Annotated in this window: 15 protein-coding genes and 1 rRNA gene; 8 read left to right on the plus strand and 8 right to left on the minus strand. The window is 54.2% G+C overall.

The annotated features are described in order from the left end of the window. Both AC1RKC_RS19760 and gmhB read right to left on the minus strand, forming a co-directional pair. Positions 1-265 (minus strand): 16S ribosomal RNA (locus AC1RKC_RS19760); the annotation flags it as partial. Between the two features lie 406 nt (positions 266-671). Continuing rightward, on the minus strand, positions 672-1,235 hold the full coding sequence (gene gmhB / locus AC1RKC_RS19765; RefSeq protein WP_048759140.1) for a D-glycero-beta-D-manno-heptose 1,7-bisphosphate 7-phosphatase: 564 nt from the start codon (positions 1,233-1,235) through the stop codon (positions 672-674). Positions 1,236-1,422: 187 nt separating this feature from the next. Between gmhB and metN the strand changes: the two genes are divergently transcribed. From metN to proS, 6 genes are all read left to right on the plus strand, one after another. Then, on the plus strand, positions 1,423-2,454 hold the full coding sequence (gene metN, locus AC1RKC_RS19770) for a methionine ABC transporter ATP-binding protein MetN (RefSeq protein ID WP_020828330.1): 1,032 nt from the start codon (positions 1,423-1,425) through the stop codon (positions 2,452-2,454). After that, positions 2,447-3,100, plus strand: coding sequence for a methionine ABC transporter permease MetI (locus AC1RKC_RS19775; RefSeq protein ID WP_020828331.1), 654 nt, complete (start codon positions 2,447-2,449; stop codon positions 3,098-3,100). Before metN ends, AC1RKC_RS19775 begins: the two co-directional genes overlap by 8 nt. 60 nt (positions 3,101-3,160) lie before the next feature. Beyond that, positions 3,161-3,976, plus strand: a complete 816-nt coding sequence (locus AC1RKC_RS19780) for a MetQ/NlpA family lipoprotein (protein WP_020828332.1) — start codon at positions 3,161-3,163, stop codon at positions 3,974-3,976. Positions 3,977-4,242: 266 nt separating this feature from the next. Continuing rightward, positions 4,243-4,647 carry an Rcs stress response system protein RcsF gene (rcsF, locus tag AC1RKC_RS19785; protein WP_020828333.1) on the plus strand — a complete coding sequence of 135 codons (405 nt, stop codon included), beginning with the start codon at positions 4,243-4,245 and terminating at the stop codon, positions 4,645-4,647. After that, complete coding sequence (gene tsaA, locus AC1RKC_RS19790; RefSeq protein ID WP_020828334.1) at positions 4,644-5,351, plus strand: tRNA (N6-threonylcarbamoyladenosine(37)-N6)-methyltransferase TrmO; 708 nt, start codon at positions 4,644-4,646, stop codon at positions 5,349-5,351. The genes rcsF and tsaA overlap by 4 nt, the downstream gene beginning before the upstream one ends. Positions 5,352-5,474: 123 nt before the next feature. Next, on the plus strand, positions 5,475-7,193 hold the full coding sequence (gene proS, locus AC1RKC_RS19795; RefSeq protein WP_116691870.1) for a proline--tRNA ligase: 1,719 nt from the start codon (positions 5,475-5,477) through the stop codon (positions 7,191-7,193). Positions 7,194-7,244: 51 nt separating this feature from the next. Here the strand turns inward: proS and nlpE are convergent, their stop codons facing one another. From nlpE to AC1RKC_RS19810, 3 genes are read right to left on the minus strand one after another with little or no spacing between them, the layout of a single operon-like run. Next, positions 7,245-7,928 (minus strand): envelope stress response activation lipoprotein NlpE, encoded by a 684-nt coding sequence (gene nlpE / locus AC1RKC_RS19800; RefSeq protein ID WP_044553096.1) that lies wholly within the window; start codon positions 7,926-7,928, stop codon positions 7,245-7,247. A gap of 29 nt (positions 7,929-7,957) precedes the next feature. Next, positions 7,958-8,371 carry an alternative ribosome rescue aminoacyl-tRNA hydrolase ArfB gene (gene arfB, locus AC1RKC_RS19805; RefSeq protein ID WP_261136648.1) on the minus strand — a complete coding sequence of 138 codons (414 nt, stop codon included), beginning with the start codon at positions 8,369-8,371 and terminating at the stop codon, positions 7,958-7,960. Between the two features lie 3 nt (positions 8,372-8,374). Further along, positions 8,375-8,923, minus strand: coding sequence for a YaeQ family protein (locus AC1RKC_RS19810; RefSeq protein ID WP_020828338.1), 549 nt, complete (start codon positions 8,921-8,923; stop codon positions 8,375-8,377). Positions 8,924-9,127: 204 nt separating this feature from the next. Here AC1RKC_RS19810 and AC1RKC_RS19815 point away from each other — a divergent pair, with 204 nt between their 5' ends. Together AC1RKC_RS19815 and rof are read left to right on the plus strand one after the other, a co-directional pair. Further along, complete coding sequence (locus AC1RKC_RS19815; protein ID WP_041415645.1) at positions 9,128-9,328, plus strand: YaeP family protein; 201 nt, start codon at positions 9,128-9,130, stop codon at positions 9,326-9,328. Beyond that, entirely contained in the window at positions 9,321-9,578 is a 258-nt protein-coding gene (gene rof, locus AC1RKC_RS19820; RefSeq protein ID WP_234530279.1) for a Rho-binding antiterminator, read from the plus strand. The genes AC1RKC_RS19815 and rof overlap by 8 nt, the downstream gene beginning before the upstream one ends. 68 nt (positions 9,579-9,646) lie before the next feature. On the opposite strand, the gene AC1RKC_RS19825 is transcribed toward rof, so the two are convergent. Genes AC1RKC_RS19825 through dtpD form a run of 3 tightly spaced genes read right to left on the minus strand, consistent with a single transcriptional unit; the run spans position 9,647 to position 12,797 of the window. Further along, positions 9,647-9,964, minus strand: coding sequence for a c-type cytochrome (locus AC1RKC_RS19825; RefSeq protein ID WP_162838000.1), 318 nt, complete (start codon positions 9,962-9,964; stop codon positions 9,647-9,649). A 17-nt stretch (positions 9,965-9,981) separates the two neighbouring features. Then, positions 9,982-11,292 (minus strand): tRNA lysidine(34) synthetase TilS, encoded by a 1,311-nt coding sequence (tilS, locus tag AC1RKC_RS19830; protein WP_493092770.1) that lies wholly within the window; start codon positions 11,290-11,292, stop codon positions 9,982-9,984. Positions 11,293-11,348: 56 nt separating this feature from the next. Beyond that, positions 11,349-12,797, minus strand: a complete 1,449-nt coding sequence (dtpD, locus tag AC1RKC_RS19835; RefSeq protein WP_048759154.1) for a dipeptide permease DtpD — start codon at positions 12,795-12,797, stop codon at positions 11,349-11,351. Positions 12,798-12,819 lie beyond the last annotated feature (22 nt).

Consider the following 12,819-nt stretch of genomic DNA (forward strand, 5'->3'; position numbering starts at 1 on the left):
CATTACCCCACCTACTAGCTAATCCCATCTGGGCACATCTGATGGCATGAGGCCCGAAGGTCCCCCACTTTGGTCCGTAGACGTTATGCGGTATTAGCTACCGTTTCCAGTAGTTATCCCCCTCCATCAGGCAGTTTCCCAGACATTACTCACCCGTCCGCCGCTCGTCACCCAGAGAGCAAGCTCTCCTGTGCTACCGCTCGACTTGCATGTGTTAGGCCTGCCGCCAGCGTTCAATCTGAGCCATGATCAAACTCTTCAATTAAAAGCTTGATTTGCTTCAACTCGTGAAGCGATGCTCGAAAATAACTTTCGTAATAATTCAACTAAATGAATTACTGCTTGGTCACTCTTCAAGACTTGATATTTTTTTGAACCCGAAGGTTCTGGATATCGTCTTGTGGAGTGCCCACACAGATTGTCTGATAAATTGTTAAAGAGCAGTGAGTTAGCCGCCGTAGCTTGCTATCTCGAGGTGGCGTATAATACGCTTTCCTCTTTCAGAGTCAACCCCTAAATTTCAGGATTTTTTCTCTTCGAACCCCGGAGACTCTGTGAAGTTGTTCACATGTTCCGTGTCGATGGAGGCGCATTATAGGGAGCCGGTTCAGAATGACAAGGATTAATATTCACTTTTTATCTGACAGCTCACTATTCATGCACAACGTCTATTAAACCCGCTTTTTGATGGCTTCTGGCAGGTCTGCCAGGCTATTTAGCACCCAATCCGCCAGTTTCTCACCTTGTTCAGTGACCGGCTTACCGGTGCGCACCAGAACTTTAGTACCGACACCTGCCGCTATTGCCGCCTGCATATCTTCCGGTTTGTCACCCACCATATAAGAAGCGGCCATATCAATGTTCAATTCTTGCTGCGCTTGCAACAGCATGCCCGGCTCAGGTTTACGGCAGTCGCATGTCTGGCGGTACTCTTCTATTACTGCTTCAGGATGATGCGGACAGAAATAGATACCGTCCAGGTCAACATCGCGATCGGCCAGCGACCAATCCATCCACTCCGTCAGGTACATAAATTGGTCTTCGCTGAACTTGCCACGCGCAATGCCAGACTGGTTGGTCACCAATACTAAAGCAAAGCCCATCTTTTTAAGTTCGCGACAGGCGTCGATCACGCCATCTATAAAGTGGAAATTATCGATTTCATGGACGTAGCCATGATCGACATTAATCGTGCCGTCACGATCGAGGAAAATTGCTGGAACGCTTTGTGTCACCGGTTTGCTCCTGAGGGCCTGAAAACCCGGACAGTATCGCATGTTTTACCCGGTACTGAGAACGGCAGAGAACAGCGTTGATCGTTGACTTAGACGTCTAGACGCCTTAACATCTGATTTATACCTTGGTCCACGCCAAGGTTTACTTTTATCTAGCCACGGGCAACCACGCTAAAATAAGAAGAATATGATTAAACTTTCTAACATCACCAAAGTGTTCCAGCAGGGTTCGCGCACCATTAGCGCGCTCTCTGACGTGACTCTTCACGTCCCTGCCGGGCAAATTTATGGCGTTATCGGTGCATCAGGCGCCGGTAAAAGTACGCTGATCCGCTGCGCCAACATGCTTGAGCGCCCGACGTCCGGCCAGGTGTTGGTTGACGGACAGGATCTGACCTCGCTGTCTGAAAGCGAACTGACACGCGCACGCCGCCAAATCGGCATGATCTTCCAACACTTCAACCTGCTTTCTTCCCGCACGGTATTTGGCAACGTTGCGCTGCCGCTGGAGCTGGACAACACCCCACGGGCTGAAATCAAAAAGCGCGTAACCGAATTGCTGGAACTGGTCGGGTTGTCGGACAAACACGACGCCTACCCGGCCAATCTGTCCGGCGGCCAGAAGCAACGCGTGGCGATTGCCCGTGCGCTGGCAAGCCAACCGAAAGTCCTGCTGTGTGACGAAGCCACCAGCGCATTGGATCCAGCCACTACCCGTTCCATTCTGGAACTGCTGAAAGACATTAATCGTCGTCTCGGCCTGACCATCCTGTTGATCACCCATGAAATGGACGTGGTGAAACGCATCTGCGATCAGGTTGCGGTCATCAGCCAGGGGCAGTTGATTGAAAAAGACAGCGTCAGCGAAGTGTTCTCTCATCCGAAAACGCCGTTGGCCCAGCAGTTCATTCAATCCACATTGCATCTGGATATCCCCGATGATTATGCCAAGCGTCTGGCTCCGGAACGCAGCGGTGGCCGTCAGCCGCTGTTGCGTTTGGAATTCACCGGCCAGTCCGTTGATGCGCCGCTGCTGTCAGAAGCGGCTCGCCGTTTCAACGTCAACAACAATATCATCAGCGCCCAGATGGATTACGCCGGCGGCGTTAAATTCGGCGTGATGCTGGCAGAGCTGCACGGCAGCGATGAAGATGCGCTGGCAACGATTAAGTTCCTGCAGGAAAATCAGGTAAAAGTAGAGGTTCTGGGTTATGTCTGAGGCAATGATTTGGCTAATGGCGCGCGGCGTGTGGGAAACCGTCATGATGACCTTTGTCTCCGGCTTCTTCGGTTTCGTACTTGGCTTGCCGGTTGGTGTGCTGTTGTATGTGACTCGCCCGGGGCAAATCGCCGCCAACAATACGCTATACAGGACGCTGTCCGGGTTAGTGAACGTGTTCCGTTCCATTCCGTTCATTATCCTGCTGGTGTGGATGATTCCCTTTACGCGGATGATCGTCGGTACCTCTATCGGCCTGCAGGCGGCTATCGTGCCGCTGACGGTCGGCGCAGCGCCCTTTATCGCCCGTATGGTAGAAAACGCCCTGCTGGAGATCCCTTCTGGCCTGGTGGAAGCTGCCCGCGCAATGGGCGCAACCCCGATGCAAATCATCAAAAAGGTGCTTTTACCGGAAGCCCTACCGGGCCTGGTCAACGCTGCCACCATTACCTTGATCACGTTGGTGGGTTATTCCGCCATGGGCGGTGCGGTAGGTGCCGGCGGGCTGGGGCAGATCGGTTATCAGTACGGTTATATAGGTTATAACGCCACAGTAATGAATACCGTATTAGTATTACTGGTGGTGCTGGTCTATCTGATTCAGTTCTGCGGTGATCGGATCGTCAAAGCCGTCACCCATAAATAGTTTTTACAGCAACTGCGCTCACACAGCGTATTTCAAATGCGAGTCTAATGAGGAAGGGATATGTCGTTAAAATTTAAATCCATCGCGGCAATCGGCGCACTGATCGGTACTCTGGCTCTGGCAGGCTGCGGTCAGGAAGAAAAAGATCCGAACCATATCAAAATCGGCGTCATTGTCGGTGCTGAGCAGCAGGTTGCTGAAATCGCGCAAAAAGTGGCGAAAGAAAAATACGGTCTGGACGTCGAACTGGTGACCTTCAACGACTACGTGCTGCCGAACGAAGCACTGAGTAAAGGCGACATCGATTTGAACGCCTTCCAGCACAAACCGTATCTGGATCAGCAGATCAAAGATCGCGGCTATAAGTTGGTACCGGTCGGCAACACCTTCGTTTACCCGATTGCCGGTTACTCCAAGAAGATCAAATCTCTGGACGAACTGAAAGACGGTTCTCAGGTTGCGCTGCCAAACGACCCAACCAATCTGGGCCGCTCTCTGCTGCTGCTGCAGAAGGTTAACCTGATCAAACTGAAAGACGGTGTTGGCCTGCTGCCGACCGTGCTGGACGTGACTGAAAACCCGAAAAACCTGAAGCTAGTCGAGCTGGAAGCGCCGCAACTGCCACGCTCTCTGGACGATCAGCAAATCGCGCTGGCGGTGATCAACACCACTTACGCCAGCCAGATTGGCCTGACACCGGCAAAAGACGGCCTGTTTGTTGAAGATAAAGATTCACCTTACGTGAACCTGCTGGTTGCCCGCGAAGACAATAAAGACGCGGAAAACGTGAAGAAATTCGTTCAGGCCTATCAGTCTGACGAAGTGAACGAAGCAGCCAACAAAATCTTTAACGGTGGTGCAGTTAAAGGCTGGTAATCATTAATTACCGAATTTATTCCTATAATTGCAAGACGGGCTCCGGCCCGTCAGACACTGTTAATAAAATCCTTTGCGACTAATGCAACCATTTAGTACTAATAAAAACAAAGGATTATATTCTCTGCATTACCCCAAACACCCGAAAACCACGTTTTTCGGGTGTTTGTCAGAAATCTAGACGGGCTCCGGCCCGTCTTGTTATTTCCACCATAGATTGCTTCAATAGCGCCACTCACATATTCCATCAAGGCAGAGGAATCTCAATGCGTGCTTTACCTCTCTGTTTGTTAGCGCTCGCGCTTGCAGGGTGTTCGTCGCAGCGTTTCGCGCCACCTTCAACAAGCAGCACCAGCAAACCGGTCTCGACCACACCCGCAAAAACCACGCCAGCAGCACGTCCGGCACCGGTTAAACTGTACAAAAGTGCAGAAGAATTAGTAGGTAAGCCATTCCGCGATCTGGGTGAAGTCTCCGGCGAATCTTGCCAGACGACAGTACAGGATTCCCCACCCAATCTGGCCACCGCCCGTAAGCGTATGCAAATTCGCGCGTCCTACATGAAGGCCAATGCCGTGCTGCTGCATGACTGCCAGATTGTCAGCGGCGTTGCCGGCTGTTACCAACAGGCCATTTGCCAGGGCTCTGCGCTTAACGTTTCGTCCAAATGACCGAGTTTGTTTTCAATCAGATCGGCACTATTCGTTCACCGTATAAAGAAAAATTCGCCGTACCCCGCCAGCCGGGGTTAGTCGAAGACGGTGGCGGCGAATTGGTGCTGCTGCCTCCTTATAACCAGCCGGAAGCAATACGCGGCCTTAGCGACTTCAGCCATCTTTGGGTAATGTTCATTTTCCATCAAACCCTGGAAGGTGGCTGGCGGCCAACCGTTCGCCCTCCTCGTCTGGGCGGTAATGCCCGGATGGGCGTCTTCGCAACCCGCTCGACCTTTCGCCCCAACCCGCTCGGCATGTCGCTGATCGAATTAAAAGGCGTGCGCATTCAAGGCGCTGAGGTAGTACTGGAATTAGGCAGCCTGGATCTGGTTGACGGCACGCCGGTGGTAGATATCAAACCTTACCTGCCGTTTGCCGAAAGCCAGCCGCAGGCACGCGCCGGATTTGCCCAAGCCGCACCAGCCGGCGATATGCCGGTGAGCTTTACGGCCGAGGCGGAACAGCAGTTGCTGCAACATCAGCAGCGTTATCCGCAGCTTCGTCGGTTTATCACTCAGGTGCTGGCTCAGGATCCGCGTCCGGCTTACCGCAAGGGGCAACAGGCGGAACGGGATTATGCCGTCTGGCTGCTGGATTTCAACGTGCGCTGGCGGGTGGTGGATCAGCAAACCGAGGTGTTGTCACTCGACCTGCGTTAAAATTCCACCGTCTCTCTTTTGACAACCTGCTCGCACTGGTAAACTAAATCACTTTCGAAAATTTTGGCTGCCCTACTACTGGCAGCCGGTTGCAATTTGCAGTTCTAACGGAACCAAAACACCATGCGTACTAGCCAATATCTGCTCTCCACTCTGAAGGAGACACCTGCCGATGCCGAAGTGATCAGCCACCAGCTGATGCTGCGCGCCGGGATGATTCGCAAGCTTGCCTCCGGTCTTTATACCTGGTTGCCTACCGGCCTGCGCGTTCTGAAAAAGGTTGAAAACATCGTTCGCGAAGAAATGAACAATGCTAACGCGATCGAAGTTTGCATGCCGGTAGTACAGCCTGCCGATCTGTGGCAGGAAAGCGGCCGTTGGGAGCAGTACGGTCCTGAACTGCTGCGCTTTGTCGATCGCGGCGATCGCCCATTCGTACTGGGTCCAACGCACGAAGAAGTGATCACCGATCTGATCCGCAACGAGATCAGCTCTTACAAGCAACTTCCGCTGAACTTCTTCCAGATTCAGACCAAGTTCCGCGATGAAGTCCGCCCTCGTTTCGGTGTGATGCGTTCGCGTGAATTCCTGATGAAGGACGCGTACTCGTTCCACACCTCGCAGGAATCCCTGCAGGCGACTTACGATGCGATGTACGAAGCCTACAGCAAAATCTTCAGCCGCATGGGCCTGGACTTCCGTGCAGTGGATGCCGATACCGGCTCTATCGGCGGTAGCGCCTCACACGAGTTCCAGGTACTGGCCGACAGCGGTGAAGACGATATCGTGTTTTCCACCGGTTCCGACTTTGCTGCCAATATCGAACTGGCAGAAGCGGTTGCCCCGGCTCAGCCACGTGCCGCAGCCAGCGAAGAACTGCGCATTGTAGATACGCCGAATGCCAAGACCATCGCCGAGCTGGTAGAGCAATTCCAACTGCCTATAGAGAAAACGGTCAAAACGCTGCTGGTTCGTGCTAAAGAAGAAAGCGGCCACAAGCTGGTTGCTCTGCTGGTGCGTGGCGATCACGAACTGAATGAAGTGAAAGCCGAGAAGCTGCCACAGGTTGCCGTTCCACTGACCTTCGCCACCGAAGAAGAGATCCGCGCCATTGTCGGTGCAGGCCCGGGTTCACTCGGCCCGGTCAATCTGCAGCTTCCGGTCGTAGCCGACCGCAGCGTCGCGGCGATGAGCGATTTTGGCGCCGGTGCCAACATTGACGGTAAACACTACTTCGGCATCAACTGGGAGCGTGATTTGCCGCAACCACAGGTTGCTGATATCCGTAACGTGGTCGATGGCGATACCAGCCCGGACGGTAAAGGGACATTGCTGATCAAACGCGGTATCGAAGTGGGCCATATCTTCCAACTCGGTACCAAGTACTCGGAAGCAATGAAGGCGACGGTTCAGGGTGAAGACGGCCGTAATCAGGTCCTGACCATGGGCTGCTACGGTATTGGGGTCACTCGCGTGGTGGCGGCGGCTATCGAACAGAATCATGACGATCGCGGCATCATCTGGCCAGATGCTATCGCCCCGTTCCAGGTTGCCATTCTGCCAATGAATATGCACAAGTCCTTCCGCGTGCAGGCGCTGGCGGAAGAGCTGTACAACACCCTGCGTTCCCATGGCATCGACGTGATCCTCGATGACCGTAAAGAACGTCCAGGCGTGATGTTCGCGGATATGGAACTGATTGGCGTGCCGCACTCTATCGTTATCGGCGACCGTAACCTCGACAGCGAAGAGATTGAGTACAAAAACCGCCGTGTCGGCGAGAAGCAAATGATCAAAACCGGCGAAATCGTTGATTTCCTGCTGGGGCAGATCAAACGCTGATCCGCAGAGACAGAAAGCAAAAACCCGCCTAGGCGGGTTTTTTTATGGTCGTTATTTGCTGTCGCAATTTTTGCTGCGGTCGAAAACGAGTTTACCGTCCGGCACCAGCGCCTTTTCAGTCTGCCCTTCTTCCATTGACGGCTGAACACTGAAGTGGCCATTCAACGTCAGGAAGACCGGTTCACCCGGCGTTTTGTAGGCTTTGGCATACCCTTGTTCCAACGCAATGGTATTGTCTACCGGGAACGTCTTGCCCGTGGCGCAGTCTTTAAACACCGCCGCATCCGCCATGTAGGTGTAGCTGCCTTTCAGCGCCATCGGCGTTTTAGGCAAGGCTTTCTCTACCGGATCCAGACGATAATTCAATTTGGACTCGATAACCGCACCGCTTTGGTCCAGCATTTCCAGGCTCTTGCCGGCGGGCCGGAAATAGCGTTTGTCGCCACGGCTGTCCGTCAGCACCAACTTATCGGCGGTTCGTGCCCACTTACCGTAGTCGGCGAAAGTCTGGTCGCCGTCTTTGGTATCACGATAGGTTTCCTGCAGCACGAAAGTGCCGTCTTCATCCAGGAACAGCGAAGTATCCAGGCCGCCGCAGTCTGCACAAGGCAACACGCCCTGATAACTTTGCTGCATTGCCTGTAGAGGCTGTTCCTTTGGCTGATATTGATTATTACATCCCAATAATGAGAGTGCCCCTGCCGCTAAAAACAGGGCTATTGTTATTTTCTTCACAGCTATTCTCCTACTGTGTCCATGTATCCTTAAGTGTGGATTTTGCCGCGCAGCGCTTTCGTTGCGCCTTTACGTACTTTGCCTTCCAGCCGACGTAATTTAGCCCCTTTCGTGGGCTTGGTCGCTCTGCGCGCTTTTTCCACCACCATCGCCTGCTGAATCAGCGCCACCAATCTGGCCAACGCCGCCTCACGGTTTAATTCCTGGCTGCGATATTCCTGCGCTTTAATAATCACCACCCCATCGGCGGTAATTAAATGATTATTCAGGGCCAGCAGCCTTTCCTTATAATACTCTGGCAGGCTGGATGCCCGGATGTCAAAGCGCAAATGGATGGCCGTTGAGGCTTTGTTCACGTGCTGGCCACCCGCACCCTGCGCACGGATCGCCGTCAATTCCAGCTCGTTATCCGGTATGGCAACGCTTCTCGACAGTTCCAGCACCGATCACACCTGCGCCTGTTGCCATTCGGCAAACTGGATTTCCAGACTATTCTGAGCGTCAGAAAGCCAGATAGTTCCCTCTTGCAGCGTGGCCTGCAGCGTCATATTACGGCTGGCCAAGGCCGCCAGCTTGCTTAATTGTTCATCATCCAGGAAACGGATGCTTAGGTTTTTGTGGTTTGCCACTTTGCTCTGCATCGATTGCCACCATACGTGGCCGGCACGCTCCCCGTAGGCGTAAAGCACCACTCGCGGAGACTGATTACAGGCTTTCTTGATGCGCTTCTCATCAGGCAGACCCATTTCGATCCACATTTCCAGCCCGTTATGGTCATTACGCTGCCAGATTTCCGGTTCATCTTCAGCACTCAGGCCTTTGGTGAATACCAGGCGCTCGTCGGCGTGGCAAATCCAGGCCAGCAGGCGCAGCATCATGCGCTGTTCGGTTTCGGAAGGGTGTTGGGCCAGGGTAAGCGTGGCGTCGTGGTAGAAATGACGATCCATATCAGCGATATTGACCGTGGCTTTATAAATGGTAGCTTTCAGCGCCATGGGTGACCTCATAATTATCAGGCGACAGTGTACTTGATTTGGCCCAACCGCTGCCAGGCAAAGCGCAGTGCGAAAGCCGCGCGCAGGTGCTAATAACTCCAGAATAGCTGTGCTATAGTCGTCTAGGATAGAGTCAAGCTCCGAGAGCCTGCGCCTCATCGCTAAAGGGTTTCGATGACGCAGAGGTTCTTAAGGGAGGAAACTGTGCAACAATACTGTGAGTTAGTACGCCGTTTTTACGCCGAGATCGGCAGTGGTGATCGCGGCTACGTGCCTGATGCGTTAGCATGTGTATTAAAGGCATTGGACGAAGTTGCTGCGGATAACGCGCTACCGTCCTCCGTTAGGGAACAGGCGGCTTTTGCTGCCGCTAACTTATTGGTGAGCGACTATGTTGATGAATGATGAGTACCAATCCATCAATTGCGATGACTATGAAAGCCTGGAACTCGCCTGTCAGCATAACTACATACTGAAGCTGGAGTTACGCGACGGAGATAAACTCGAAGGCAAAGCCACCGAGCTGAAATTTACCAAGGGCGTTGAGTACCTGATTATCGATCAGGCCGGCAATGCTATCAGCTTGCGTCTGGATCACATCCTCAGTTTCAGTCATCCGGAAATCGGTACCGTGGTCGTCAGCCTGTCTGACTGATTTTTCGGTAACGCCATCCCAACAGGGCAGCCCAACGGCTGCCCTCGTCATTTAGAGCTTCAGGCTGGTTAGGGTTTAAGGCTGGCATAGTAAGCTGCCAGATCGGCAATATCGTCATCGGACAGCGCTGAAACATAGGCTTTCATCACCTCTGCCTGGCCACCGTTACGTTCGCCTTTCTTATAAGCCTGCAGCGCATGCTCCAGGTACATGGCGTTTTGCCCAGCCAAATTAGGATACATTGGCACCGAGACCTTCCCTTCGGCGCCGTGGCATGCCATGCAACTGGCAGATTTGTCCTTGCCTGCCGCCGCATCCCCCGCCGCCATGGCCGGCAAACTGCACAAACCAACCAACACCGCTATTGCGCTCACAAATTTCATCATTGCTCCTTACGCTCTTATTATTTTTTACGCCACTGCAGCCGCAGGGGTTGCTGCCCCTCGGCGGGTTGTCCGGCCTCGCTGACAAAAACGCCCAGCGCAGCGATAAGTTGGTCATCATAATAGATCAAAGGAGTACGCTCACGCTGCCACGGTGGAATACCCAACTCTTGCCACAGTTTTTTGATCGGCCGGGAATGCGTGCGCCCGAGGATGCGGAGCTTGCCCTGAGCGCTAAAGCGAACGCTCACTTTTTGCAGTGGCTGCGGAGCGTGCAGGACAATATCGCCTTCCCCACTCACCAGCTCACCCAATCCATCCGGCAACATCAGCGGCTCTGATAACGACCACGGCAAGCAGGTTTGGCGTAGTTCGGCCATCAAAGGCAACAGGTATAGGCGCCGACGGAAACGACGGATCTGATATTGCCCCAGCTGTAGCTGAGGTTCGGCATCTTCACGGCTGAGCGCCACTTCGTCCCACAGACGCTGCAACTGTTCGCGTGAGGGCATGCTTGCGCCACGTGCTGCGATCCAACGGCGTAACAAAGCAAAACGTCGGGCCGGCGAGCATCCCAACAAACCGTCAATCGCCAGCGCATTTTCTTCATCGAGCAACGAGTGCAACTGCTCTGCCAGTAGCTCATCCAACAGTTGCTCTTGCTCGGCACACAGGCTGGCGCTACGCGCCGTCGCGGCAGCAAAATGCGGCCAGCGCTGATTCAACAGTGGTAATACCTGCAGGCGCAGAAAGTTGCGATCGAAGCGCGAGTCCTGGTTACTGTCATCTTCAATCCAACTGAGCTGATGCTGCTGGGCATAGGCTTCCAACTGCTGCCGGGAACTGCCCAGCAATGGGCGTAACAAGCCGTTATTTCCCAATGAGGTTTGCGCAGCCATTGCCGACAGGCCCGCCGGGCCGCTGCCGCGCTTTAACGCCAAAAGAAAGGTTTCACATTGATCGTCAAGGTGTTGCGCGGTGAGCAAGGTTTCATCCGCGGCCAGCGTGGCAGCAAAAGCGGAATAGCGCGCCGCCCGGGCCGCGGCTTCGATGCCGTCCTGACGGCTGTCGACCTGCACATATTGCACCGCCAATGGCAGTTGCCAGGCGGCACATTGTTGGCGACAGTGTTCTACCCACCGATCGGCAAAAGAACTCAGGCCGTGGTGCACGTGTACCGCGCGTAGCTGCAACTCCGGCAGCTGTTGACGCAACTGCACCAGCAAGTGCAGCAGTACGCTGGAATCCAGCCCGCCGCTGAATGCCACCAGCAAGTGCCGGCGCGCTCCCAACTGACGGGCAAGCTGTCCAGATAATTGATTGCTATTCATTGATTAGGCTTAATAACGTCCAGATAGCTGCACGTTACCCCCCGCAATACCATCAATCAAGCATTAACCGCACGCAGGTGGCGGCCGGTCAGCAACCACCACATGGCCAACACCGCAATCACTGCGGCAGTACAACCCAATGCCCACCAGCCGATTTGTGAGAACAGGTGCGCGTAGGCCTGTGCGGTCGCTCCGGTTGCCGGATCTTCCGCTGTTTGCCCCGCGATAATGCCCGCCAGATAATTTGCTATCGAGCCGGTGGTCAGCATATAGATCCCCGTCAGTACCCCGGTAGCGCCTGGGATATTCAACCGGGTGATTTGCGCCATGGCGACCGGGTCGATGAACAATTCGGCCAGCCCCATCACGGAAAGCCCGGCGATCATCAGGAACATCGATCCCTGACCGTAGCGGGCATTCAGCGCCATCAGGGTGAAACCGACGCCTATCAGCAGCAAGCCAAAGGCGAATTTCCCCCAAATACGCAGCGTACGGCTACCGCTGCCGTTGCCTCGTACAAGCCAGGCCAACATCACACCGCCAAACATCACGGCAAAGGCATTCACTGACTGGAACAATGCCGTCGGCACCGTCCAGGAAAACCATTGGCGATCGACATAGTGATCGATAAACAGGCTGATGGAACTGCCGCCCTGCTGAGCGAAAGCCCAAAACAAAGTACCCAGCAGCATCAGCATAACGATCTGCCACAGTCCACGGCGTTGCTCTCTCGTAGCCCGGATCATAATCCGCGCCACCATTACCACCGCAGCGGCACACACCAGCATCAGTAATTGCCCCGCCAGACCGTAAATAAACAGCGAGGTAAAGAACAAGGGGGCCAACAACAGCATGGCGCTTAGCCACACCCAGTTCGGTACCTTAAGGGTGTTGGCGCACATCTGCGCACGATCCACCCCGCGTGTATGGGTGAAATGACGGCTGCCAAACAGGAAGATGGCCAGCCCTGCCAGCATGCCGATCCCCGCCAGCGCAAAACCGACGTGCCAGCCATAGCGCTCTGCCGCCAGCCCACAAGCGATGGGTGCCAGAATCGACCCCACGTTGCCGGCGGCATACAGCAGCGAAAAGCCCCCTTCACGGCGCGAGTCTTGCGGTTGGTATAACTCGCCCAGCAGGCAGCTGATATTGGATTTGAACAGGCCGTAGCCGCAGATGATGATCGCCAGGGCCAGATAGAGTGAATGTGTCGAGACGGCGCTCAGACCGAGGACAATGTGGCCCAGCGTCATCAGTACCGCCCCGGCGATTACCGCAACGCGGTTGCCCAGCAGGCGATCGGCAAGCAGGCCGCCCAGGATCGGCGTGACGTAAACCAGAGAGGCATAGGCGCTATAAAGGCTGATAGCGCGGCTATCGGAATAACCAAGTTGATGAGTAAGATAGAGAATAAGTAATGCACGCATGCCGTAAAAGCTGAAATATTCCCAAATTTGTATGGCTACGACATAGTAGATTGCGCGCGGCTGTGAGGGTGTTTTCATGGTTTTCTCCCATCAGTCGGTG

Source organism: Serratia sp. GW822-FHT06E05 (assembly GCF_058799445.1).